This window comes from Marinobacter sp. bablab_jr003, from assembly GCF_016464245.1.
GTDB classification, from domain to species: domain Bacteria; phylum Pseudomonadota; class Gammaproteobacteria; order Pseudomonadales; family Oleiphilaceae; genus Marinobacter; species Marinobacter vinifirmus.
In genome coordinates, this window is the sequence record NZ_JADARC010000091.1 from 1 (window position 1) to 22,965 (window position 22,965).

Genomic DNA, 22,965 nt, shown 5'->3' on the forward strand with positions numbered 1-22,965 from the left:
CCGCGCCGGACGTTTTGATGGGGAAATCAGGCAGCCTGCCAAGGTGGCAGCTTTGCCGTGGAATCAGTGGCAGCTTTCGCGTGGAATGGGTGGCAGGCTTCGTCTGGAATCAGTGGCAACCTTGGTCTGGAATACGCAGTTGTGCCCTGGATCGACGAATTGATGGCAACGCATCCAGGTTTGAACCTCAGAGTTCAGATTACTGACACCAACGTGGACTTTTACCGGGATTCGGTCGACATGGCGCTTCGCTACGGCGCGCCCAGTGACACCAACCTGTATGGCTTCAAAATTTGCGATGTGCCGAGCCTGCTTTGCGCATCTCCTGATTACCTGTCGCGTCATGGTCGCCCCATTCATCCTGATGACCTTGAGAACCACAACGGGCTGTTCTATCAGTTGCAGGACATCCCATTTGACCTCTGGACGTTCAAACGCGGAGACGAGGAATATCGAGTCAAAATGACGGGCGATCGCGCCTCAAACGATGGCGATCTGGTTCGCCGGTGGTGCGTTGCTGGCCGCGGTCTTGCGATAAAATCGTGTCTTGATATGTCGGATGATCTGCTTGCAGGCCGTGTCACCACCATCATGCCGGGCTATGCGCCGCCGGTATCCGAGCTGTGGCTGATTTGTCCTACCCGACAGTCAATAACGCCGGCAATGAGGTTGTTGAGGGATGACCTGCGTGCAAAAGTAGGCGAACTGATGAATGCAATGATTGCCGGAGGCTTTTTTCCTCCGGGTCGCTTGTCCGGAGGAAAAAAAGACGCCTGAAAAACAGCGGGTGCGTTATTGATGATAAGAAATTCTCATTAACGTGCAGTACACCACTGGCAGCACCACTAACGTCAATACCGTTGCAACACCCAAACCGCACACGATAACCACCGCCATGCTCGCGAAGAAGGCATCGCTGAACAGAGGAATCATTCCCAACATGGTGGTTACGGCCGCCATAAGCACAGGTCGTACCCGGCTTACCGCGGCCTCAACCACCGCAGTGAATGCATCATCCTGCTGTTCTAACTGAATATTGATCTCCTCAACCAGCACAATGGCATTCTTCAGTACCATACCGATCAGACTCAGAGTCCCGAGCAGCGCCATGAATGTAAAAGGCGCGCCGAGCAATACCAGTCCACCAATGATTCCAATCATCATGAGAGGAACAATCATCCAGATAGACAGAGCCTGTCGGAAGCTACCGAACAACAGCATCGAAATAATGAACATCCCCAGCAGTCCAAGAGGCAGCGAGGAGAAAAGCGAAGTCTGAGCTTCGGATGAGGTCTCGTACTCTCCACCCCACTCAATCGAATAGCCGTGGGGAAGCTCCAGCGCGTCGACCTGCGGGCGGATCCTCTCCAGCACACTCGCCGCCGTCTCCCCCGACAAAGGCATGGGTTCGGCATAAACCGCCAACATCCGCTCCCTGTTTCTGCGTTTTATCAACGGATCCCGCAGTTCCGTATTGATGGCATTGATGACGTTGCCCGCGCTGACATAGCGGCCCTGCTCTTCACTCCAGACATTGATCGAGGTAAGGTTTTCGATGTCAAAACGCTGCTCCTCTCTTGACCGCATAATGATCGGAATGAGGTCGCTCCCCTCACGGTACACTCCAACCTGCTGCCCCTGATTATTCAGCAACAACGCCTGGTGCAGTGATTCGCGAGATACGCCAAGGCGCCGGGCCTGTTCTTCGAGGAACTCCGGTACGATCACGGCTTCCCGATTACCCCAGGACAAGCGCACGCTGTCGGCCAGAGGTTCATTTTCAAAAATTGCCTGCACGCGCACACCGATTTTCCGGAGTTCTTCGGGATCTTCTCCAAAGATACGAGCTTCAAGACTGGCTTTGGCTGAGGGCCCCACCTGCAAAGCCTGCACTTTGTAATGCACGTTCGGGAAGTCTGTACGCAGTTGCTCAATGACTTCCTCCATACGGGCCTCTCTCGACGCCTTATCCCGGGTCTCTACGATCAATTGGCCAAAACTGGCGTATCGCTGCTCCGGTGAATACGTCAACGTAAAACGCTGGGCTCCGCCACCGGTGACACTGGTCACCTGAACGACCTGGTCCATGTCATTCACGCGCGATTCCAGCCGCTTTACGGTCTCTTCGGTTTGCAAGATGTCGGCGCCCTCGGGCAACCAAAGGTCAACAAAGAAGAGTGGCGTTGTGGCATTCGGGAAGAAAGCATTCTTAACCTGTCCCGAGAACGATAGAACCCCAGCCAGAAGCGCGATCGCAAGTGTTAATGTCACGAAGCGATAATGAATCGCGTAGGTCAGCAGGCGGCGGAAGACGACGAAAACAATTCCCTTATAGGGGTCGTTATCGGATGACTGCCCGACACTCTCGAGCTTGTCGGGATAGAACATATCAAAGAAAAACGGGGTCAGAGTGAGTGCCGTCAGCCAGCTCAGGAAAAGCGAGTAGCACAGAACCCAGAACAGGGAGCCAATGAATTCTCCGGTGGTGTCTGGTGAAAGGCCGATAGGAGCAAAGGCCGTAATGGCAATCACGGTAGCGCCGAGCAGCGGGTACCGGTTCTGCGAGACCACTTCTTTGGCTGCCTGCCTTTTGGACTTGCCCTTGGAAAGGCCAATCATCATGCCCTCGGTGACGACGATGGCATTATCGACCAGCATCCCCAGCGCAATGATCAGCGCACCCAATGAAATCTTCTGGAGCTGAATACCGTGTATTGCCATAAGCACGAATGTACCCATGATGGTAATCAGCAGGATCAGCCCCATGAGCAGGCCACTTCGCAGCCCCATGAACAGCAAAAGCACAATAATGACAATGCCCACCGCCTGAGCAAGGTTCATGAGAAAAGCAGATACTGCCTCCTCGACTACTTCAGGCTGGTTATACACTGTGTTCAGTGTCATGCCGATGGGTTGCTGTTTTTCCAGGCGTTTCAAAGCCTCATTGAGACTCTCACCTACATCAACAACGTTGGTGCCCTCTGCAAATGACACGCCGATGGTCAAAGCAGGCAATCCGTCAGAGTGGTAAAGCAAGGCGGGTGAGTCATTGGTCACCCTGCGAACTTCGGCCAGATCGCTGAGCCGGATAATACCCGAATCAGCGCTTCCAACTGCCAGTTGCTCAAGTGCCTGAACGGAATCAAGCTGACCGGTTGGCTGAACGGATAACGACAGCCCTTCACTGCGCAGGTGGCCAGCGTTGCCCACCGTATTCTGCGCATTCAGAAGGCTTGCCAGGTATTCTGGCGAGATGCCAAGAGCACGCATACGGTCACGGTCCAGTGACACGATCATCTGCTCGTCGACACGACCACCGATACTGACTTTTGCGACGCCCTCCAACAATCGCAGTTCTCGCTGAATGAGATCCGCATGGTCACCAAGATCTTTCAGCGAGTAGCCGTCACCACGCAACGTGAGCAGCAGGCCGAAGACATCGCCAAAGTCATCGTTCACGATGGACGTGTTCACGCCTGGTGGCAGACCAGGCTGGGCATCATTAATCTTTCGCCGAAGGATATCCCAATACTGGTCTAACTCCCCTTCTCTGACCGTCTTCTTGAGTTGGACAGTAATCTGCGACAAGCCGTCCGAGTTCACCGAAGTAATGTCATCGATGCCCGGCATCTGCTGGATCGCTTTTTCCAGAGGCAGCGTAACCTCCTCCTCGACTTCAAGAGGCGTTGCTCCGGGATATTGGGTGGTCACCAAGGCGGAACGTAACGTGAACTCCGGGAATTCAAGCTGGCCAAGACCCAGAAACGCGAACATGCCCCCAACCCCAAGCAACAGCGTGACCATCCAGCTGATGGACTTCCGATCAAGAAAATAATCGACCATCTCAGAGCCCGCCCTCTTTTTCCCAGGGACGGACCGAACGATCCCTGTTCATCCGGTGAGCGCCGGCAACCACGATTCTGTCGCCCGGGCTGAGCTCTCCCCGAACAAGCACGCCATCGTTCATTTTCTTACCCGGCTCGACATCCACCGGCTCGACGCTGCCCGTGTTATCGCCATTCTCACCATCGGCAGCAGCCACGTATCGCCAAACCACGCTAGTGCCGGGTTCTGCGTCAGGTGTTACAAGCGCCGCGGTTGGTATCAGCCACGACGGGGCGCTCTCTCCAGCCAATGTGCCGTAATCAAGCAGAACGGTCGCGCTCATCCCCGAAAGCACTGTGATGTCCTCGGGTTCAGGGAGCGTTACGGTAACCTCATAACTGAGCGACCCCTGAGAGGCATTGCTGTCATGCTCTTTGTAGCTCGCGGCGTAGCGTTTATCGGGAAGCTCGGGAAACTGTACCCACGCGATAGTGTTGCCATTGGCGCGAACGTTCCTGGATCTCTGTGGTTGAAGGCGGCGGACCTGTTGTTCAGGCATCTGGAACGAGACGTCGATAGAGCCGGGCCGTTGCAGTTCGGCAATGGCCTGCTGCGCTGATACAACCTGAAAGACATCCACCGGCACCCGTGAAATGACGCCATCAAATGGCGCTTTGAGAACGGTATAGGAAAGTTGGTCCTCCGCGCTGGCCAGTTGCGCTCTGGCAGAGAGGTACTCGGCCTCGGCCTCATCGAAACGGGCCTGACTGATGGCCTGGCGCTCCAACGATATTCGCATTCGCTCGAAGGTGGCCTGTGCCAGATTGAAATTTGACCGGGCGTTTTCCAGGCGGGTTCTTGCGTCCCGATCGTCCAGGCGGGCAACGACCTCCCCTTTTTCCACAGTGTCGCCTGCTTTAACGGCCAGCTCCGTCAGCTCTCCTCCCACTCTGAAAGAGAGTTCTGAATGGTCAGACGCCGAGACTCTGCCCGGATACTGATTGAGCGTGCCTGACTGCGCCTGCTCCAGCGTCATGAGCTTTACCGGGTAGACAGTTTGCTGTGTCAGAGGGGGCGCCTCCGCCGAACATCCCATCACCAGGAGGCTCGAAAGCATTGCAAGCGCTTGTAGGCCTCTCAAGGGCATGGCGGTACTGACCATCTTGAATTTCATAACGCGTCACTCTCCAGAAAAAATTAGGTATTCCGACGATCGGCAACCGCATCCCAAGCCATATTAAACGCTAATTCGATATGCTCATCGGTACCTTCGAACGACCCTTGCAGGCATCGTTGAACGAGGTGGTAAATCGGGCGGAACATAAACGTTTCGAGAAGTGGAAAAGGTACCGGTTTGATCAGCCCGGATTGCTTTCCCTGATCAACTGCATTCAAAAGATTTGCGGCTCGGCTTTCGTTTCGTGCCTGGATCTCGGGAGTCATCCAAGCAGAATGCGTGAACGTCTCGTGGTAGCGGAATAGTTCCGGACGCTCAAGGCCGATCCGGAACAGTGTGTGCCACTGGCGTCGCAGTCCTTCACGCAGATCTTTCCCGCGAGAAAAACTGTCCAGCGCCGCATCAATGACCTGATCGCTGACGTAATAAAATGTCGCCAATAAAAGCTGTTCTTTATCTTCGTAATAGATGTACAGCGTGGCTGGTGACAAACCCGCAGCCTTGGCTATCTTGCCAACCGAGGTTGCTGAAAAACCGTGATCTGCTACTTCCCTCACGGTAGCTTCCAGGAAGGCTATTCGTTTCGAGTCGTCTCTTTGCCGCATTTGTCTGCTCAACGCTTCAAATTGGTTGGCCTAAAATAAATGAACGTTCACTTATTTTCAAACCGAAAATATAGGCGTATACCGAAGTAGGTGCCCTACTGAATTCCTGGACAGAATGGCCATTGGGGGCTCCATCAGGCATCTGTCTCCAAACCTGGACTGTAGTTTTCATGTCGTCACGAAGTCTCTTGAGCTCCTTTAACTCCTGATCCAGTCTGCAAAGGCGGTCTGTGAATAGCTCCTTCAGGTCGCTGCCAGCCAAGCCACCCTCCGTCCCATGACTTAGAATGACTTTGACTTCACGCAGGTTGAATCCCAGCTTGTTTGCCACGCGAACAAACCGTAAGCGCCACAGGTCTTCCGAATTATACAAGTTGTAGCCATTTCGGGGATCTTTTCGTGGCCGAAGTAACCCTTCACGGTTATAGAAACGAACGGTGTCCGGAGAGACATCCGCCAAGTTTGCAATTTCATTGACTTTCATCGTGCCCACATCGCTCGCATGAAACAGATCCCGATATATCAGAGGAGAAAACGCCAGCATGACCACTCTGAAACTCTCTCAATTTGTTATTGCATAAATGAAGTCGACCTTTATCCGCCCGTCGCCACCTTTACGTTATTGATCGGTTGGCTTTTCGACCAAGCGACTAACCCAAGGCCTCCAAGGATCATCGGCAAGGTCAACAACTGCCCCATGGTCACCCAGTCAAGGGCAATGAACCCCAGTTGCGGGTCGGGGAGGCGAACAAACTCGACCGCAAAACGGAAAATTCCGTAGAGCAACAGGAACAGGCCGGACGTTGCGCCCATCCGACGAGGGTGGCGTGAGAACCACCACAGCACCACAAACAGCACAACACCTTCCAGGGCAAACTCGTACAATGACGACGGGTGACGTGGCGCCGACCCCATATTCGGGAACACCATGGCCCAGGGCACGTCGCTGACCCGCCCCGGGAGCTCGTGGTTGATAAAGTTGCCAAGGCGCCCCGCCCCCAGGCCAATTGGCACCAGTGGCGCTATAAAATCCGTGAGTTGGAAAAACCGCAGGTTCTGCTTGCGGGCGAAGACCAAGGCTGCAATCAGGACGCCGGTCAAGCCGCCGTGAAAACTCATGCCCCCTTCCCAGATCTTGAGCAGCCAGAGCGGGTTGTCTGCCAGCTTGTCAAAACCGTAGAAGAGCGCGTAACCGACGCGGCCACCCAGAATGACGCCCATCGCACAGTAGAAAATCAATGTTTCAACAGCGTCTGCGTTCAACCCGAGTCGATGAGCCCGACGACGCCCCAGCCACCAGGCCGCGAGAAAACCGACAAGGTACATCAGGCCGTACCAATGGATTTTCAGTGGGCCCAGTGCAATGGCTACCGGGTCTATTTGAGGATACTGAAGCATAAGCTTCCCTGATTTCGTGTGTGAACGTGCGTTAGGGTTTCAATCAGTAACACGTTCCGCTCCATTGGCTGTCTCCTCCAATCGTTGCCTGGCAACAGCGATACCTTTACGAATGACCTCTGCGGAGGCGGAATCCTCGAAGCCAGCCAACGCTCGGCGCCAGTAACCGATCGCCTGTTCATAGCGGCCATCGTCGAAAGCCTCAACCCCCAGCATGCCCAACACTGTCGGCTGACGCGGATCCTTATCGAGTGTTTCATCTACCAGCGCCTGAACTTCATAGGTCAGACTGCCTCCGGCCACATAGAATTTCAACTGAGCCAGTTGGGCCAGAAGATCGGCTCGGCGGCCTTCCAGTTCGATCAATCGCTCCAGGGCGCGAATCGACCGATCTGGCTGACCGACCTTCTGGTACAGCGGAAACAACAAAGCCCAGACCTTGGGATTATCCGGCTGACTCTCGGCCTGCTCTTCGAGCCGGACAATCAGGTTCTCCGGTGAGGCACCGGGAGAGTTAAGAACCTCCTGCACCACGGCATACAGAGCCAGATCGCCATTGGCGCCCACCCATCGATAGCCGGTTACGGTGGCGGCAATCAATGCCGTTATCACCAGAGGGATTACAAAACGTCCTGCCAGCGGGTTCCTGAGAGGCACGCGACGACGGGCCTCGGTGTCCTCCAGAAGATTGCGTTCAAGCTCGTGACGGCTTTCTTCAAAGCGTGCGACGTCAACCTCGCCGCGCTCGCAGGCGCTTTCCAGTGCCGCAAGCCGACGCTCATACACGGCCAGATTCTGCTCCTCCGCGCGGTCATCCGTTTCAAACCCTTGCTGCCAGTCATGGATCGCCCTTGCTCGCCGTAACGGTAGACTCAGGAACCACAGCGCTATAAGCAACAGTGTGCCGATACTTAACCAGAGCATAGTCATTCCGACCTCTCACGATGACGATGAATCAAAGAGGACAGGCGGGTACGCTCCTCCTCGGAGAGCGGCCGCACTCGCCGGTGCCTGCGTGCCCGGACAAAGGCAATCACAACCAGGGCGCCTCCTGCTACCAGCGCTGCCGGCAATGCCCAAAGCAGCCACGTGCGCCCGTCAAGGCGCGGATTGTAAAGAACGAACTCGCCAAAACGATTAGCCATGAAATCAAGAATTTCCTTATCCGCACGCCCCTCATGAAGCATCAGCGCTACCCGCTCCCGCATGTCCGCCGCCACCGGCGAATCGGAGCTGTCGATGGCTTGAGCATCACATTTAGGGCACCGCAATGACGCCGTAAGGTCGCGATAACGCTCCGCCATCACCGGATCCTCGAAATGACGCGCATCAATTGCCGTATCCGCCATCGACTGGAACGAGGCCATCAAAAGCACGATGACCACACAGCAACGGATCTTCAGGGTTAGCGCCATTTCTCTACCTCCATCATGACTTCATCCACCTGGGCGGGCGTTATGTACCCAACGTGCTTGTATCGAACGATACCGTCTGCGTCGACCAGGAAGGTTTCGGGCACGCCATACACGCCAATTTCAAAACCCAGGTCACCGGCAGGATCGAAGATGTTGACCTCGAAAGGTTTTCCGAACTCTTCGAGAAACTGTCGCCCCAGGTCACGGGCGTCTTTATAGTTGATGCCCACCATCTGAATGCCGCGCTCGGAGAGCGCCAGTAGCTGGGGCATTTCCTCCTTGCAGGTCGGGCACCAGGATGCCCAGACATTGACCAGAGATATCTGCCCGCGAAGCAGGGATTCATCCACCTCGGTATCAGGGTCCTCCAGCGTCGGGAGCGTGAACGCGGGAAACGCCTGGCCTATCAGGGCTGACTCGCGAGCACTGGGATCCAGCGAAAGCCCCCGGTACAAAAAGAAGGCCAGGCCAAGGAACACCACAAACGGAAGCAGCAGCAACAGGCGACGCATCATGCGCGAACCTCGCGTGCCGGCCTCATCGATTCGCGGTCAGCTGCGGCTGCACGGCGGCGACGGTAGCGACGGTCTGCCACGGCCAGCACGCCCCCGGAGGCCATCAGCAGCGCACCCAGCCAAAGCCAACGTACAAATGGCTTGACCTGTAGGCGCATTGCCCAGCTGCCGTCGTCCAGTTCCTCCCCCATGGCCACGTAAAGGTCCCGCAACAGGCCGGGGTCGAGTGCGACATCGGTCATCGGCTGCCCTCGGGCAATGTACAGGCGCTTCTCCGGGTACAGGGTGGTGACAATCCGGCCTTCACGGGCAACCTCGATGGTCGCCGTATCGGCGAGGAAGTTGGGCCCCCGACGCTCGCCCAGTTCGGTCAGCGTAAAATCGTACCCGCCCAGATTCACCTGCTCACCGATATCAAGCCGCACATTACGCTCCATGGCGTAGTTCGACACCATCACCACGCCCACGATGGTGACGGCCAGGCCCACGTGGCCGACCACCATGCCCCAGTATGAAGGGGTCAACTTACGCAATCCGGACAGCGCAGAGGACGCATTGCGGACTTTATCAAACAGGTCGCGCACCAACGCCAGTACTACCCACAGGGCCGCCACCATCCCCAGCGCCACGGCGACATTCCACTGGCCGTTGTAAAGAAACGGTATCGATATCGCAATCGCCAGTGCGGCCAAGCCCGCCCCCAGTAGTCGCCGGAACAGCTCCCGACCGGGCATCTGCTTCCAGCGTGAGACCGGCCCCAGCCCCATAAAGGCACACAGCATGACGGTCAGTGGCACGAACAGGCTATTAAAGTAAGGCGCGCCGATACTGACCTTGCCCAGCCCGAGTGCATCCAGGATCAAGGGGTACAGGGTGCCCATCAGGACCGTGATCGTCATGATGACCAGCAAAATATTGTTGATCAGCAACAGAGCATCCCGGGAAAGCCAGCTAAAGCCCGCATTGGCGCTCATTCGCGGCGCCCGCAGCGCAAAGATCAACAGCGAGACGCCGACCGTGATGCCCAGCAACACCAGAATAAAGAGCCCCCGTGACGGGTCATTGGCAAAGGCATGAACCGAGGTCAGTACTCCTGAGCGCACCAGGAAGGTCCCCAGCAACGAAAGTGAGAAGGTGACAATGGCCAGTAGCGCCGTCCAGCTCTTGAACGCGCCGCGCTTTTCCGTGACCGCAAGAGAATGAATAAGGGCTGTCCCGCTCAGCCAGGGCAAAAGCGATGCATTCTCCACCGGATCCCAAAACCACCAGCCGCCCCAGCCCAGCTCGTAGTAGGCCCACCAGCTACCCAGAGCGATGCCGAGGGTCAGAAAGGCCCAGGCAATGTTGGTCCACGGCCGAACCCAGCGCGTCCAGGCCGCATCGAGACGCCCTTCGATCAGCGCAGCGATGGCAAAAGCAAAGACCACTGAAAAACCCACATAGCCCATGTAAAGCATCGGCGGATGGATGATCAGGCCAACATCCTGCAACAACGGATTCAGATCGGCACCGTCGGCTGGCATGCCCGGCAACAGGCGATCAAAGGGACTGGACGTAACGACGATGAAAAGCAGGAACCCTGCGCTGACGACACCCAGAACTCCCAGAACCCGTGCCAGCATATCCCGTGGCAACTGGCGGGAAAACAGACTGACGGCAAAGCCCCAGCCACTGAGAATCAGACTCCATAACAGCACCGAGCCTTCATGAGAGCCCCAGACGGCGGTGAACTTGTAGTACCAGGGCAGCATCGAGTTGGAATTACGGGCCACATAATCCACGCTGAAATCATCCAGAAGAAAACTGGCGGTCAGGCTGGCATAAGAAACCAGTAGAAAAACAAATTGCCCCCATGCCATGGGCTCTGCAAATGCCATCCACAACGGGCGCCGGGTGGCGGCTCCCAGCAAGGGCACGGTCGCCTGAAGCAGCGACAGGCAAAGTGCAATCAATAACGCGAAGAGACCAACTTCAGGGATTGTCAGGGTAAGCATTTCGGGGCCGTGTTCGGTTGCGGGTTCGGCGATGACCGAACCTATCGGTGAAGGTTTCTCAGGTATTGCTTCGTCAGCCAGCCACAAGGCCAGCTGACGAATTCTCTATTACTTCCGACCAGGTTGGCGGGTAACGCGCAGATACGGTGTCTGCTCATCCCATCCGTCGGGGAAGCGCTCTTTGGCCTCTTCGTTGGAGAGCGACGGAACGATGATCACATCCTCGCCATTCTTCCAGTCCACCGGCGTGGCCACTTTGTGGTTGTCGGTCAGCTGGAGCGAATCAATGACGCGCAGGATCTCGTCCAGATTGCGCCCGGTGCTGGGCGGATACGTCAGCATCAGACGGATTTTTTTCGCGGAATCGATAATGAATACCGTTCGAACAGTCACCTTGGGATCGGCTTTTGGATGGATCATTCCGTACTGGTCGGCAACCACCTGATCCTTGTCTGCCAACAGGGGAAAATTGAGCCCCTTGCCCTGGGTTTTCTCGATATCCTTCGCCCAGTCTTTATGGGAGTCGAGCGGGTCGACGGAGACCCCGATCAGCTTCACACCGCGACTGGCGAACTCGTCCTTACGCTTGGCGAAGGCGCCGAGCTCTGTGGTACAGACAGGGGTGTAGTCGGCGGGGTGTGAAAACAGCACGGCCCAGTCGTCTCCCAGCCACTCATGAAACTGAATGTTTCCCTCGGTGGATGCGACGGTGAAATCGGGAGCGGTTTCTCCAAGTTGCAATGTCATCGTTTCATTCTCCTTTGCTTTGGTTGTCGTTCTCGGTTTGTCAGTACAGACGGTATCCTTAAAGTCAACTTTAAGGTCAAGGCGTTTGTCAGATGTTTTTTAGCCTGATCCATCGAGCTCGACGTTCGTGCCCGATTTTTCGGGTATGAAACTGACATAGAGGAAAAGCACGGTGCCCAGCACAATGGCGATATCGGCAAGGTTAAAGGCTGGCCAGTGCCAGGATTGCCAATAGACATCAAAGGAATCCACAACATAGCCACGAAATATACGGTCAATCAGGTTGCCCATGGCACCGCCAAGAATAAGGCTGTACGCGATGGCTTCTCCCCTGCGGCGGCACTGAACAATCAGCCCGATCAGTACAATCGAGACAACTACCGCGACTGTGATAAGAAAGTATCGCTGCCAACCTCCGCCATCGGCAAACAGGCTGAATGCGGCGCCGGTGTTCCAGACATGCACCCAGTTAAAGAACGGGGTCACCGGAATCGACTCGCCATACGCCATTGACTGCTGGACCAGCCATTTTACAACCTGATCAGACGCCGCAATCAGGCCCGAAATCGCCAGCAGGCCATACGGCAAGTGTTTTTTGGCAACGATGGACATTATTTAACCCTTAAGCGCCAGGATGCGCCTGGCACCGTTGAGTACGATAATCCCCGCAATGCTGCCGATGATCAGGTCCGGGTAATTGGAGCCAGTCCACGCGACCAGGGCGCCAGCGGTAATGACCCCCAGATTGATCACCACATCGTTGGCTGAGAATATCCAGCTCGCCTTCATGTGGGCACCGCCCTCCCGATGTTTGGATATCAGCAGCAGACAGGTGGTATTGGCGATCAATGCGATGAACGCAATCCCCATCATTACCAGCGACTCAGGCTCACTGCCGAAGACAAAGCGCCTCACCACCTCTGCAAGTACGCCCACAGCCAGTATCAGTTGGAGTACGCCCGCAAGATGCGCCGCACGCACCTGCATTTTCACGCTGTGCCCAACCGCATACAGGGCGAGCCCATACACGGCCGCGTCGGCAAAATTGTCCAGGGATTCTGCAATCAAACCGGTGGAGTGCGCGATCAGGCCGGCCGTCATTTCCACCACAAACAGGACAGCATTGATACCGAGCAACCAACGCAGGGTGCCCGACTCCTGCTCGGCCGAGATAGCCGTACCCCCGAGCGCCTTGATTGATTCAGGGTCGGCAGCGGCCGTTTCCTGAAGCGAAGCTCCCAGCCCGAGGGTCGCCAGCTTCGCGGTGATAGGCTCAGCCTCGCCATCGTGCACAACCTTCAACCGCCGATCAGACAGGTCGAAGGACAGCCCGCGAATGTCTTCAAAACCGTTCAGGGCCAGTCGAATCATCCGTTCCTCCGAAGGACAATCCATCTTCGGTACGGTATACACACTGATCCAGTTGCCGGACGCTTCAGAGGCCCCCGACCCGGCATTACCCTCGGCGGGTGTTGCTTCGCAGCCACAGGCGTCTTCACAGGGTTTACTCATGATACGGCTCCACTTGAGTATTGTCGGATTATGATTTAAAACCATATAGCCACTATAAGGTCAATAAAGCAGATACCATCTGTTGAGGAGAAACCCGATGCGCATTGGTCAGTTGGCACGGTCCGTAGGGGTCGACACCCAGACCATCCGTTTCTATGAGCGAGAGGGCTTGTTACCGCCGCCGGATCGTCAGGACAACGGCTACCGTATTTACACTGAACGGCATGTTGAGCGACTGGCCTTCATCCGGCGCTGCAGAATACTCGAGCTGTCACTCGCTGAAATTCACGAGTTACAGCGTTATCAGGGCGCGCCCCATCAGCCTTGCAGGGCCATCAACACCTTGCTTGATGATCACATCGCTCAAGTACGGTCTCAGATAACCGATCTGCAGGTACTGGAGAAACAACTTGTGTCGCTGCGAGCGAGTTGTAACGATGATCGGGAAATTGAGGCCTGCGGGGTTCTCGAAGGGCTCAGCGAAGGAAGCATGCAGTAGTAGCTTGAAGCATTACGCACCTGCCTTTTCAATTGCGTAAATCCAGTCAGTCCGGAACCCCTTCAATGGTGCGGGTCATCAAATCCACCATGGCCGGGCTGTCCCATTCCGCGGCACCGACCAGACGGCCAATTTCGCGACCGTCGTGATCAATCAGCAGCGTTGTAGGAACACCTTCTATGCCCAGTGTTGAGGTCGCCAGTGTCGACGGATCAATATACTGGCGTAGATGTTGGATGCCGGTTTTCCGGTAGAATTTTTCAACAACGCTGATGCCTGAGTGGTCAACGGACAGCGCGACCACTTCAAATTGCTCGCCGCCCAGTTGAGCCTGAAGTGAGTCCAGCGTCGGCATTTCCTCACGGCAAGGCAGGCACCAGGTCGCCCAGATATTGAGCAATATCGCCTTACCCTTAAAGTCAGCCAGTGTCAGCGGCCTGCCGTCTTCGTCCTCAAAAGCCAGCTCGGGCAGAGTGCGAGGGGACTCCCAGATCAGGAACCCCTGGGGCCCCACGGACTTCGGAACTTTCCCTGCAGCCATAACTGGAGCGGCTATGGAAATAGCAAGCGCGAAAAGGACTACGGCGATTCCACGGGCGGCGGATATGCGCTGGTGACTCATTAGACATTTCTCCTGATTAAAGTGGTCGGTTTGCTGCCCGCATGGCGCCCCACGCGTTACTCGCTCTGTAGCAACGCTTCAATGCGCCCATGCAGCCGGCCCCAGAACCCATCACCGGCTGCCGCGTTGGGGCCTTTGGCAATGGCCGTCAGGTAGGTCACCAGATGCTCAGGCTTGAATTTCAATCCATGGAACCGGGCCCGCATCTGCCCTTCCGGGTCAATCACGTGGGTTACCACACCATGGACCTGTACCCCCTCGCCCGTATCCCTGAACTGAACGCCGTAGGCTTTGGCGAGCTCCGACGTCAACCCGGGCGGTTCACCTTCGCCCCGGTACAGAAAGTGCCAATTATCGGGGTTCAGGTCGAAATTGTCGCCATACGCGCGCATGTTGTCCCGGGTCCCGGCAACATCTTCCCGGTCCGTGGCAATGGTGATGAACACCACCTCTTCACTCAGCCCTTCTTCTTCAACCCCGGTTTGCAACTGCCGGATCAGGTTCATATGCAAAGGGCAGGCCTCGGTACAGCGCGTGTAGAGAAAGTTAAGCACAACGGTTTTGCCGTTTAAGTCGGCAAGGGCAAGGGTATTGCCATCAACGCCTGTAAGATCAAATTCAGGGGCCGGCTGATCCACAAACTGGGCATACCGCTCTTTCTCGTTCAACGAGGCCTCCACATCTTCCATGGAATGGGCCATGGCATTGGTGCTGACCTGGGCAACCATGGCAATCAGCAATTCTGAATACACTGTTCACAGCCATTCTCCATTTGAGTTGTTTTCCGAAGGGAGTCCCGGTTTATTGTGGCTTGATATCGTCCAGATTCAGCGCAACGGGCAGGTCAGCTGGTGCCAGGCAAACGCCCTCGTCACTGCAGGCCTGTACCCGTACCGTCATGTCTAGCTTGCCTGCCTCTTTCAGCGCGGCGGTCTGTTTTTCGTCTGGCAGCAGCCGGATACTCGCACCGTCGTCGTACACCTCCAGGGCGGTGTCACCCAGTGTGATGTCACTGACCCTGCCGCGGGGGTACTGGGTCGGGATGTCAAGCGACTGACCGTTGACCGAAGAACTGGCGACGGTGGGAATCAGGAACTCCATGGAGGCCGGGTTGGCGTTCACGTGCCAGCCCGATTCAATGTCCAGTGTCAGAATAATTTCACCGGTCTCCCCTATCAGGGCTTTGCCGCCTTCCGCAAGATTGAGGCGGACCTTATCGGAAGAATCTGCCAACCCCGTGCGGGCAACTGGTGCCTGGGGGTCGGAATTGGCTCGTTCGGTCTGGGCCGAGCCAGGAGCGTTTCCGGAATTGGTACCGATCAACGTGAACGCCGCGATCGCGATCAGAAAAACCGCTACGCCGGTCAGCAATACTTTGGTTCGGGTTGTCATGGTTCATCTCCAGTAGCTAGCGTTGTGAGTTCTCGGTGCGGTTGATCGCCTCGACCAGGCTGTCGGTATCAAATAGCCCAGTGAAACGGGCGACAACGGTGCCGTCAGCGTCAAAAATCGCCGCAAAAGGTAAAGCCTGCCCTCCCGTTGCGGTTAACAATGCGTCTTTTTCGGGATCGCTTGCTGTCACATCAACCTGAATCGGCACCATGCCGGCCCGCGCTACGGCTTCAGCCACAGCGGGCTCTTTATACACGGTGCGCTCCAGGACCTTGCAGTTGATGCACCAATCGGCAGTGAACTCCAGCAAATACGGTGTGTCCCGGGCTTTTGTGTCCGCCAGGAGTTCTGCGGAGTAGGGCTGCCAGACAAGTTCGTCTTCGCCGCTGCCCAACGGAGATGCGAATACCACTGTCACCGCAAGGGCAAGGCCTGTCGCCGTTGCAGTGATCACGCGAACGGCACCGCTCCCCTGAACGAAACGACGGAGACCCCAGACCAGCACCAGCGCCAGCCAGGCCCACCACAGCCAGGGGTATACCGCTTTGGGCACCAGGCTCGCGCTGAAAAAGACGGCGGCGGCCAGCAATATCAGCGCGAGCACTTCACGAATGGCTACGGTCCAGGGGCCCGCCTTGGGCAAACGACTCAGCCACTCGGGCCTGAGCATCAGTACCGCATAGGGCAACGACAGCCCCAGCCCGATACTGCCGAATATCCCCATGATGACCGGCGCCGGCTGGGTAACGGCAAAGGCCAGTACGCCCCCCAGGAAAGGGCCTGCGCAGGGCGCGGCCAGGATCGCACTCAACAGCCCGGATACATAGGCTTCAAAGTAACGCCGGCCATGCGCCGAGGCGGCGAATGTCGGGACGGGGATGGGCAGATCGAGCCAGGTAATCACCGCAAACCCGACCATCAACGCAACCAGGACGGCCACGAATAGCGTTGACTGGAACAACGTGCCCCAGTTCCACTGCAGCAGTGCGGTCAGGCCGCCCAGCGTCAGGAAAAAGGTGAGTGTTCCGGCCGTGAATGCCAACGCGGCCAGCACCCGATGGGACCTCTGGCCGCCCGCCTCCCGCAGGATGGTCCGGACCTTGATGGGGATCGCGGGCAGCACGCAGGGCGTCAGGTTCAGCAGTAGACCTGCCATAACCGCCATCATGATCTGGCCGGCAATGAGTAATGAGGGCAACTGATCCATTACTCCGTGACTCCCAGCATCCTGCCGAGCGCTTCCTGGCTGGGCACACCAGTCTGGCCCCGCCATTGTCCGCTCGAATCCTTGTACAGCAGCCCTGGCGTCCCGCTGAAACCCGAAAGCTTATGGCAGAGCACGGTCATGCCGCGCACCAGGTATTCCAGATAGAATGACATCACAGATACGTTCCCGTTTTCATGTATTCATCAGTCGATAAAATCACCAGCAAAGCTGCCTACGTGGTGGTCTACCGCGCAAGGCCAAACGACAGGCACTCGAAGCGAAAGCCTCTGGTAATCAAAGGTTCAGGACACTGTTGAATACTTGGGAGGAAAAGGGTCTGGGCCAGAAAGTACACGGCCGGAATGAGAAGAATAGCCTTTCGGGCAGGGGGAAGATAACAGCACTACCGAGTCTCTAATTGCAGATTTCCCGACATGGGACGTTGAACACGGGCTACTGCAGCTGCCCTCGGCATTGAGCCCGGCGCAGTCATGCATCACCTGGGTGTCTGGCAACATGACACAAGCCTCGGCCATGGGTTCCGCTTCAAAAGAGGTCGCGGCAACTCCCTGTGCAACGGGGAGAAGAGCCACGAGCAGTAGTACTGCCAGTCCCATAAGCCGTGTGGTCATCGCACTGATATCCTGATTACAGAACAGCTAAAACATCTTCCGCGTGGGAAGATAGTCGCCCACTTTAACCTACATTGGCGGAAGTGCAAACAGACACGCTCCATCACTGTATCCGCCAATTCGGCTACCAGAGTAAGATGTTGGCGGCGCACATAAGTTCCTCAGAAGCTTGGGTGTGGGGACTATCCGGGGATAAAACATCCGCTCTCCCTCGAGCCCTCAGTCGAGTGAAAATCATGTTCTTTCACGTTGATCGTTCCCCCCCACTGCCCCCTCATGCAATGATGCAATCAATGGGCAGGTAATATTGTACGGATGGGCATGGCACTGCTCAACCATCTCGCCCAGTACCTTCTCGATTCTCCCCAGTTGGTCGATTTTCTCACGCACGTCCCGCAACTTGTGCTCGGCCAGAGCGCTGGCCTCCTGGCAGTGAGCGCCATCTTCAAGTTGTAGCAGGTCACTGATTTCGACAAGACTGAAGCCCAGCTGCTGAGCCGTTTTCACGAACATTAACCGCTCGATATCAGCTGGACCATAGCGCCTAATACCACCTGGAGGACGTTCCGGCTCCGGTACTAGACGTCGCCGCTGGTAATAGCGGATTGTCTCGACATGGACGTTGGCAGCCTTAGCCAGGCCACCGATGGTCAATGAATTCGCTTTATCCGGCATACCCCTTGACTCCGTAGCTGACTACGGAAGTAATCTTATCTCATCGAATGAAACCATGAAAGGTGTCAGCGTTATGCCGAATTCCAAATCGGGGCGTGTCCCCCTTGGCTGCGGGAGGTATTGCGGGCCTTTTGGCTTCGGCCTGCTGTCTCGGACCGCTGGTACTTGTCGCGCTGGGTGTCTCCGGTGCCTGGATGGGCAACCTCACGGCTCTTGAACCTTACCGCCCGATTTTCATCGGCGTTGCATTGGTGGCCATGTTCTTCGCCTGGCGTCGAATCTTCCGGCCAGTGGAACAGTGTCAACCCGGTGAAGTGTGTGCCGTACCACGGGTGCGAACGACTTATAAGGTGATCTTTTGGGCAGTAACGGCACTGATACTGGTCGCCCTGTTGTTTCCCTATGCCCTTCCTCTGTTTTATTGAAAGGAGATTGTCCCATGAAAATGCGCTTTGCCATGACGTTGCTTTTCGCCCTGCTCAGCATGCCCTCGTGGGCCGCCATGCAGACAGTGACGCTTTCAGTTCCGGGGATGACCTGTTCCGCATGCCCCATTACCATCAAGCTGGCCTTGAACAAGGTGGACGGTGTTTCACAAGTCGACGTGAGCTATCCGGATCGAGAAGCCGTGATTACCTTTGACGACACACGAACATCGGTGGAAGCCTTAACCCAGGCAACGGGCGATGTCGGCTATCCCTCCACCCTGAAATCCCTGGAAACGGACAGTAAGTGAGTTGTAATAAAGGACTCCAGGCGCCCTCTGTTACACGCGACTCGGCGCCTGCCGTGACAATGCCCCAGTAATACAAGGAACTCGGAATGAATAGTGACAATAACCTGCATATCGCTGTGATTGGTAGCGGCGGCGCAGCCATGGCGGCTGCCCTGAAGGCCGCGGAGCGCGGTGCCCGCATCACCCTGATCGAGCGCGGCATTATTGGTGGTACCTGCGTGAATACCGGCTGCGTGCCGTCGAAAATCATGAGTCGTGCCGCCCATATCGCGCATCTGCGCACGGAGAGCCCATTTGACGGGGGCGTCAGCGCCCAGATACCGAAGGTGGACCGGGCGAAACTGCTTCAGCAACAGCAGACGCGTGTCGAGGAACTGCGCGACGCCAAGTACGAAGGGATTCTGCGCGACCAGACGGCAATCACGGTCCTGAACGGTGAAGCCCGGTTTGTCGATGCCAATAACCTGGTGGTCCAGTTGAACGAGGGCGGCGAACAGAACGTCCATTTCGATCGCGCCTTTATTGGCACTGGCGCCCGTCCCGCAGAGCCGTCGATACCGGGGCTGGCTGAGACGCCTTATCTCACCTCCACCAGTGCGTTGGCATTAATTACTGTGCCTGAACGGCTGATCGTGATCGGCGCCGGTTTTGTTGCCCTGGAATTGGCCCAGGCGTTCGCCCGGCTGGATAGCAAGGTCACCGTGTTGGCCCGCAGCCGCCTGCTATCCGATGAAGAACCCGCCATCGGTGAGGCCATAGAGGCGGCGTTCAGGCGCGAGGGCATCGAGGTGCTCAAGCAGACCCAGGCCAGCCGTGTGGACTATACCGACAATGAATTCGTTATAGAGACCAATGCCGGTACCTTACGAGCTGATCAACTGCTGGTGGCGACCGGCCGGATACCCAATACCGAAAACCTGAACCTGGCGGGCATCGGTGTGGAAACCTCCCGTGGCGCGATTCAGGTGGATGGGCAACTGCAAACCACGGTCCCCGGTGTCTATGCCGCCGGTGACTGCACCGATCAGCCGCAGTTTGTCTACGTCGCCGCTGCCGGGGGCAGCCGGGCTGCGGTCAACATGACGGGAGGCGAGGCCACCCTGGATCTCAGCGCCATGCCGGGGGTGATGTTTACCGACCCTCAGGTCGCCACAGTTGGCCTGACAGAGGCCGAAGCGCTCAAGCAGGGCTACAATGTGGACACCCGTCTGCTGGATCTGGAAAACGTGCCGCGAGCGCTGGTGAATTTCGACACCCATGGCTTTATTAAGATGGTGGCCGAGCGCGATTCGGGACGCTTGCTGGGGGTGCAGGCGGTAGCCGGGGGAGCCGGTGAACTGATCCAGACGGCAGTCATTGCACTTCGGTCACGGATGACCGTGCAGGACATCGGCGATGAACTGTTTCCTTATCTGACCATGGTGGAAGGCCTCAAGCTCTGCGCGCAAACCTTCACCAAAGACGTGAAACAGCTGTCCTGCTGTGCGGGATGAGTATTTGCCAAGGCGCCTTCAACCCAACCTCTATCATGCAAGTTCGGACGCTTTCTGGTGCCTTCGGCGAGCCATGAGCAGCTTGGCAACAATCGGTAACAGGGTAATGCCACTGACCAGAATCAGAAGCACCGTCACCACCCCGGACTCAGAGGCCATGAGCAAGCCACCAAACGCAGTGATCAAATACGCTGTCGGAATAACACCGGCCAGCGTTGCGACCACGAAGCGCCAGAACGCGAGTGGTGTCAAGCCCGCTGCATAGCTGACCCCATCGAAGGAGATAAAAGGCACCAACCTTGATGTAAAAATGACAAGCATCAATGCGCCCTGAGAGCGTTCCTTGCCAAGCCAATTCAATACCGGACGTAGTCGCTTCCAGCGATGGATAACGTCGTACCCCAAGGATCGAGCAATGGCGAAAGCGATCAGTGCGCCGGCCTCAGCACCGATAACCACGATGACTGTTCCCCAAAGCGATCCATAGACTGCACCGGCAACCATGGCGATCGGGGCGCTGGGGATCGGGCTCAGGACAATGGCCGTGATCATCAGGCCAATGATACCCACCGGCCCCCAATACCCCAGTTGGTCAATCCATTCCGACAAGGCCGCCTTGTTGGTCACGGTGGTCAATGCTCCGGTCTCCAGCATGACCCAATAGATCGCAGCCAGTGCAGCCAGCAAGAGCATAACCCCGACTATTTTTGCTTTTGCGTTCGGTCTAACTCCCATGCTTGCCATGGGTACCCGATGAAATTCATGCTTCAGGGTGGTAGTCATAATCTCCTCTGGCGTTCTTACTCGCGCGTCCAGAATCGTCCCTGTTTTTCGAAAACAGGTACTTGCCGAGGGCTGCGACGCCAAGTACCAGGGCGACGATGAGCAAAAGGGATATCAACCCCATTCCCGCCATTCCAAACATGCATGCCTCATTTGTCATCATGTCAATCTCCTGATTCTGTGTGCCAGGCCTCTTACGAGACGCTGGCCTGTGCGGCTCCGCTTTCGCTGATATTGCTAGCCGCAGAGTCTCCGCTATTGGATTTGAACCGGCCCAGCCGGAGGGAATTGGTCACCACAAATACACTGGAAAGGCTCATAGCACCCGCAGCCAGCATGGGATTGAGCAGGTAACCGGTAAACGGGAATAGAACACCTGCGGCCACGGGGATCAGTGCCAGATTGTATCCGTAGGCCCAGACAAAATTGCCGAGGATCGTTTTGCGGGTGCGCTGGGAGAGCGCTGCGGCATCCACGATGCCTCGGAGGTCGCCGCGCATCAGAACCACGTCGCCGGCCTCAATGGCAATGTCGGTACCGGTGCCGATGGCGATACCCACATCGGCTTGCGCCAGGGCCGGTGCGTCATTGATACCGTCACCCACAAAAGCAACCCGGGCACCTTCCTCTTGCAGGCGCTTCACTTCGGACGCTTTCTGGTCCGGCAATACCTCCGCAAGCACCCGTTCGATGCCGGCTTGCCGCGCAATCGCCTCGGCGGTGGCGCGGTTGTCACCGGTGAGCATGGCCACGCTGAGCCCTGATGACTTGAGCGCAGCAATCGCTTCCACCGAGCCGTTCTTGAGCGGATCGGCCACGGCAATCAGCGCGGCGAGGCGTCCGTCGACGGCAACATACAGCGGGGATTTGGCTTTTTCAGCAAGTGACACCGCATCGTCGGCGACGCTGGCCAGGTCGATACCGAGGCGGCGCATATAACGGTCCGCGCCCACATTGATCCGGCGTCCGGCCACCTGTGCCTGGATGCCGTAGCCCGGCTCCGCCTGGAATTCACTGATCGCGGGTAACGTGAGGCCCCGATCCCTTGCGCCCTTGACGATGGCTTCCCCGATGGGATGTTCACTTTCGGTCTCCACAGCCGCAACCCAGGCCAGGACCTCATCCTCGCGGCCTTCCACCAGTATGAAATCTGTCAGCTCAGGCTGGCCCCGAGTCAGGGTGCCGGTTTTATCGAGGACGATGGTGTCCATCCGAGACAGTGTCTCCAGGGCCGCGCCTTTGCGGAACAGCACGCCCATTTCGGCGCCCTTACCGGTTCCGACCATAATGGCTGTTGGCGTAGCCAGTCCCATCGCGCAGGGACAGGCAATCAGCAGTACGCTGACCGTCGTGACGAAGGCAAAGGACAGGGCCGGCTCGGGCCCGAAGCTGAACCAGGTGATGAACGTCAGAATCGCGAGCACAATCACAATGGGAACGAAAATTCCCGCTATCTTGTCGGCCAGCGCCTGAATCGGGGGTTTATCAGCCTGGGCCGATTCCACCATTCTGATGATCTGTGCCAGAACGGTGTCCGCACCGACCCTCGTAGCCCGGAACGTCAGGGAACCGTTCTTGTTAATGGTTCCACCCACCAGTGAAGTGGACCCCGAAATTTGGACAGGTGCCTAAGCTCTGATTCATCATCTCCACAAGGAGGAGAATCATGAGCAAGAAACGCAAGCAATACAGCCCATCGTTCAAGTCCAAAGTTGCCCTAGCCGCCCTCAAGGGTGAC

The 22,965-nt window shown here is 56.9% G+C and carries 26 protein-coding genes; 5 read left to right on the top strand and 21 right to left on the bottom strand.

From position 1 onward, the window contains the following. Positions 1-141 precede the first annotated feature (141 nt). Entirely contained in the window at positions 142-777 is a 636-nt protein-coding gene (locus tag H3Z84_RS08255) for a substrate binding domain-containing protein (RefSeq protein ID WP_323126980.1), read from the top strand. A gap of 15 nt (positions 778-792) precedes the next feature. Here the strand turns inward: H3Z84_RS08255 and H3Z84_RS08260 are convergent, their stop codons facing one another. The 12 genes from H3Z84_RS08260 to H3Z84_RS08315 all read right to left on the bottom strand — a co-directional run bounded on the left by H3Z84_RS08260 (position 793) and on the right by H3Z84_RS08315 (position 13,188). Beyond that, positions 793-3,843 carry an efflux RND transporter permease subunit gene (locus H3Z84_RS08260; RefSeq protein WP_011784908.1) on the bottom strand — a complete coding sequence of 1,017 codons (3,051 nt, stop codon included), beginning with the start codon at positions 3,841-3,843 and terminating at the stop codon, positions 793-795. A gap of 1 nt (position 3,844) precedes the next feature. Continuing rightward, positions 3,845-4,999 (bottom strand): efflux RND transporter periplasmic adaptor subunit, encoded by a 1,155-nt coding sequence (locus tag H3Z84_RS08265; protein ID WP_008172291.1) that lies wholly within the window; start codon positions 4,997-4,999, stop codon positions 3,845-3,847. 23 nt (positions 5,000-5,022) lie between these two features. Beyond that, positions 5,023-5,559: a TetR/AcrR family transcriptional regulator gene (locus tag H3Z84_RS08270; protein WP_014420756.1), complete on the bottom strand. Its 537-nt coding sequence runs from the start codon at positions 5,557-5,559 to the stop codon at positions 5,023-5,025. Positions 5,560-5,623: 64 nt separating this feature from the next. Then, complete coding sequence (locus H3Z84_RS08275) at positions 5,624-6,151, bottom strand: MerR family transcriptional regulator (RefSeq protein WP_199457138.1); 528 nt, start codon at positions 6,149-6,151, stop codon at positions 5,624-5,626. 50 nt (positions 6,152-6,201) lie between these two features. Then, a complete protein-coding gene (lgt, locus tag H3Z84_RS08280; protein WP_136630492.1) occupies positions 6,202-7,005 on the bottom strand; it encodes a prolipoprotein diacylglyceryl transferase in 804 nt (267 codons plus the stop codon). A 39-nt stretch (positions 7,006-7,044) separates the two neighbouring features. Further along, entirely contained in the window at positions 7,045-7,935 is an 891-nt protein-coding gene (gene ccmI / locus H3Z84_RS08285) for a c-type cytochrome biogenesis protein CcmI (RefSeq protein ID WP_058089837.1), read from the bottom strand. Continuing rightward, complete coding sequence (locus H3Z84_RS08290; RefSeq protein WP_011784903.1) at positions 7,932-8,420, bottom strand: cytochrome c-type biogenesis protein; 489 nt, start codon at positions 8,418-8,420, stop codon at positions 7,932-7,934. The genes ccmI and H3Z84_RS08290 overlap by 4 nt, the downstream gene beginning before the upstream one ends. After that, on the bottom strand, positions 8,411-8,935 hold the full coding sequence (locus tag H3Z84_RS08295) for a DsbE family thiol:disulfide interchange protein (protein WP_011784902.1): 525 nt from the start codon (positions 8,933-8,935) through the stop codon (positions 8,411-8,413). Before H3Z84_RS08295 ends, H3Z84_RS08290 begins: the two co-directional genes overlap by 10 nt. Beyond that, positions 8,932-10,929: a heme lyase CcmF/NrfE family subunit gene (locus H3Z84_RS08300; protein ID WP_096346805.1), complete on the bottom strand. Its 1,998-nt coding sequence runs from the start codon at positions 10,927-10,929 to the stop codon at positions 8,932-8,934. The genes H3Z84_RS08295 and H3Z84_RS08300 overlap by 4 nt, the downstream gene beginning before the upstream one ends. Positions 10,930-11,037: 108 nt before the next feature. After that, positions 11,038-11,676, bottom strand: a complete 639-nt coding sequence (locus H3Z84_RS08305) for a peroxiredoxin (protein ID WP_058089838.1) — start codon at positions 11,674-11,676, stop codon at positions 11,038-11,040. A gap of 99 nt (positions 11,677-11,775) precedes the next feature. Then, on the bottom strand, positions 11,776-12,288 hold the full coding sequence (gene lspA / locus H3Z84_RS08310; protein WP_008173757.1) for a signal peptidase II: 513 nt from the start codon (positions 12,286-12,288) through the stop codon (positions 11,776-11,778). Positions 12,289-12,291: 3 nt separating this feature from the next. Continuing rightward, complete coding sequence (locus H3Z84_RS08315; RefSeq protein WP_008173756.1) at positions 12,292-13,188, bottom strand: cation transporter; 897 nt, start codon at positions 13,186-13,188, stop codon at positions 12,292-12,294. 97 nt (positions 13,189-13,285) lie between these two features. On the opposite strand from H3Z84_RS08315, the gene cadR reads away from it, so the two are divergent. Beyond that, positions 13,286-13,687, top strand: coding sequence for a Cd(II)/Pb(II)-responsive transcriptional regulator (gene cadR, locus H3Z84_RS08320; protein WP_008173755.1), 402 nt, complete (start codon positions 13,286-13,288; stop codon positions 13,685-13,687). Positions 13,688-13,733: 46 nt separating this feature from the next. On the opposite strand, the gene H3Z84_RS08325 is transcribed toward cadR, so the two are convergent. The 6 genes from H3Z84_RS08325 to merR form a co-directional block, all read right to left on the bottom strand. Beyond that, a complete protein-coding gene (locus H3Z84_RS08325) occupies positions 13,734-14,309 on the bottom strand; it encodes a TlpA family protein disulfide reductase (protein WP_008173754.1) in 576 nt (191 codons plus the stop codon). A gap of 56 nt (positions 14,310-14,365) precedes the next feature. After that, positions 14,366-15,061: an SCO family protein gene (locus tag H3Z84_RS08330; RefSeq protein ID WP_323126981.1), complete on the bottom strand. Its 696-nt coding sequence runs from the start codon at positions 15,059-15,061 to the stop codon at positions 14,366-14,368. Between the two features lie 49 nt (positions 15,062-15,110). Beyond that, positions 15,111-15,701, bottom strand: a complete 591-nt coding sequence (locus tag H3Z84_RS08335) for a protein-disulfide reductase DsbD domain-containing protein (RefSeq protein WP_094625685.1) — start codon at positions 15,699-15,701, stop codon at positions 15,111-15,113. A 16-nt stretch (positions 15,702-15,717) separates the two neighbouring features. Then, a complete protein-coding gene (locus H3Z84_RS08340; RefSeq protein ID WP_199457139.1) occupies positions 15,718-16,908 on the bottom strand; it encodes a protein-disulfide reductase DsbD family protein in 1,191 nt (396 codons plus the stop codon). Further along, positions 16,908-17,081 (bottom strand): hypothetical protein, encoded by a 174-nt coding sequence (locus H3Z84_RS08345; RefSeq protein ID WP_008173750.1) that lies wholly within the window; start codon positions 17,079-17,081, stop codon positions 16,908-16,910. The genes H3Z84_RS08340 and H3Z84_RS08345 overlap by 1 nt, the downstream gene beginning before the upstream one ends. 693 nt (positions 17,082-17,774) lie before the next feature. Further along, the gene (gene merR, locus H3Z84_RS08350) at positions 17,775-18,215 is read right to left on the bottom strand and encodes an Hg(II)-responsive transcriptional regulator (protein ID WP_011784886.1); all 441 of its coding nucleotides are present in this window, start codon (positions 18,213-18,215) and stop codon (positions 17,775-17,777) included. A gap of 80 nt (positions 18,216-18,295) precedes the next feature. Between merR and merT the strand changes: the two genes are divergently transcribed. The 3 genes from merT to merA all read left to right on the top strand — a co-directional run bounded on the left by merT (position 18,296) and on the right by merA (position 20,444). Then, on the top strand, positions 18,296-18,640 hold the full coding sequence (merT, locus tag H3Z84_RS08355; RefSeq protein WP_199457141.1) for a mercuric ion transporter MerT: 345 nt from the start codon (positions 18,296-18,298) through the stop codon (positions 18,638-18,640). Between the two features lie 14 nt (positions 18,641-18,654). After that, positions 18,655-18,951 (top strand): mercury resistance system periplasmic binding protein MerP, encoded by a 297-nt coding sequence (merP, locus tag H3Z84_RS08360; RefSeq protein WP_011784884.1) that lies wholly within the window; start codon positions 18,655-18,657, stop codon positions 18,949-18,951. An 86-nt stretch (positions 18,952-19,037) separates the two neighbouring features. Next, on the top strand, positions 19,038-20,444 hold the full coding sequence (gene merA / locus H3Z84_RS08365; RefSeq protein ID WP_058089842.1) for a mercury(II) reductase: 1,407 nt from the start codon (positions 19,038-19,040) through the stop codon (positions 20,442-20,444). A gap of 33 nt (positions 20,445-20,477) precedes the next feature. Here merA and H3Z84_RS08370 read toward each other — a convergent pair whose 3' ends face one another. Genes H3Z84_RS08370 through H3Z84_RS08380 form a run of 3 tightly spaced genes read right to left on the bottom strand, consistent with a single transcriptional unit; the run spans position 20,478 to position 22,843 of the window. Next, entirely contained in the window at positions 20,478-21,227 is a 750-nt protein-coding gene (locus H3Z84_RS08370; RefSeq protein ID WP_058089843.1) for a TVP38/TMEM64 family protein, read from the bottom strand. Next, complete coding sequence (locus tag H3Z84_RS08375) at positions 21,205-21,390, bottom strand: hypothetical protein (RefSeq protein WP_041334534.1); 186 nt, start codon at positions 21,388-21,390, stop codon at positions 21,205-21,207. Before H3Z84_RS08375 ends, H3Z84_RS08370 begins: the two co-directional genes overlap by 23 nt. A 31-nt stretch (positions 21,391-21,421) precedes the next feature. After that, positions 21,422-22,843 (bottom strand): copper-translocating P-type ATPase, encoded by a 1,422-nt coding sequence (locus H3Z84_RS08380; RefSeq protein WP_323126982.1) that lies wholly within the window; start codon positions 22,841-22,843, stop codon positions 21,422-21,424. Positions 22,844-22,965: the final 122 nt, after the last annotated feature.

Bases quoted from the DNA above. Each gene is read 5' to 3' on its own strand.
- H3Z84_RS08370 (WP_058089843.1), bottom strand. From the start codon at position 21,227: ATGACTACCACCCTGAAGCATGAATTTCATCGGGTACCCATGGCAAGC.
- merP (WP_011784884.1), top strand. From the start codon at position 18,655: ATGAAAATGCGCTTTGCCATGACGTTGCTTTTCGCCCTGCTCAGCATG.
- H3Z84_RS08305 (WP_058089838.1), bottom strand. From the start codon at position 11,676: ATGACATTGCAACTTGGAGAAACCGCTCCCGATTTCACCGTCGCATCC.
- H3Z84_RS08260 (WP_011784908.1), bottom strand. From the start codon at position 3,843: ATGGTCGATTATTTTCTTGATCGGAAGTCCATCAGCTGGATGGTCACG.
- H3Z84_RS08290 (WP_011784903.1), bottom strand. From the start codon at position 8,420: ATGGCGCTAACCCTGAAGATCCGTTGCTGTGTGGTCATCGTGCTTTTG.
- ccmI (WP_058089837.1), bottom strand. From the start codon at position 7,935: ATGACTATGCTCTGGTTAAGTATCGGCACACTGTTGCTTATAGCGCTG.
- lspA (WP_008173757.1), bottom strand. From the start codon at position 12,288: ATGTCCATCGTTGCCAAAAAACACTTGCCGTATGGCCTGCTGGCGATT.
- H3Z84_RS08345 (WP_008173750.1), bottom strand. From the start codon at position 17,081: ATGTCATTCTATCTGGAATACCTGGTGCGCGGCATGACCGTGCTCTGC.
- lgt (WP_136630492.1), bottom strand. From the start codon at position 7,005: ATGCTTCAGTATCCTCAAATAGACCCGGTAGCCATTGCACTGGGCCCA.
- H3Z84_RS08315 (WP_008173756.1), bottom strand. From the start codon at position 13,188: ATGAGTAAACCCTGTGAAGACGCCTGTGGCTGCGAAGCAACACCCGCC.
- cadR (WP_008173755.1), top strand. From the start codon at position 13,286: ATGCGCATTGGTCAGTTGGCACGGTCCGTAGGGGTCGACACCCAGACC.
- H3Z84_RS08335 (WP_094625685.1), bottom strand. From the start codon at position 15,701: ATGACAACCCGAACCAAAGTATTGCTGACCGGCGTAGCGGTTTTTCTG.
- H3Z84_RS08275 (WP_199457138.1), bottom strand. From the start codon at position 6,151: ATGCTGGCGTTTTCTCCTCTGATATATCGGGATCTGTTTCATGCGAGC.
- H3Z84_RS08325 (WP_008173754.1), bottom strand. From the start codon at position 14,309: ATGAGTCACCAGCGCATATCCGCCGCCCGTGGAATCGCCGTAGTCCTT.
- H3Z84_RS08340 (WP_199457139.1), bottom strand. From the start codon at position 16,908: ATGGATCAGTTGCCCTCATTACTCATTGCCGGCCAGATCATGATGGCG.
- merR (WP_011784886.1), bottom strand. From the start codon at position 18,215: ATGCCGGATAAAGCGAATTCATTGACCATCGGTGGCCTGGCTAAGGCT.
- H3Z84_RS08295 (WP_011784902.1), bottom strand. From the start codon at position 8,935: ATGATGCGTCGCCTGTTGCTGCTGCTTCCGTTTGTGGTGTTCCTTGGC.
- H3Z84_RS08265 (WP_008172291.1), bottom strand. From the start codon at position 4,999: ATGAAATTCAAGATGGTCAGTACCGCCATGCCCTTGAGAGGCCTACAA.
- H3Z84_RS08300 (WP_096346805.1), bottom strand. From the start codon at position 10,929: ATGCTTACCCTGACAATCCCTGAAGTTGGTCTCTTCGCGTTATTGATT.
- merA (WP_058089842.1), top strand. From the start codon at position 19,038: ATGAATAGTGACAATAACCTGCATATCGCTGTGATTGGTAGCGGCGGC.
- H3Z84_RS08375 (WP_041334534.1), bottom strand. From the start codon at position 21,390: ATGATGACAAATGAGGCATGCATGTTTGGAATGGCGGGAATGGGGTTG.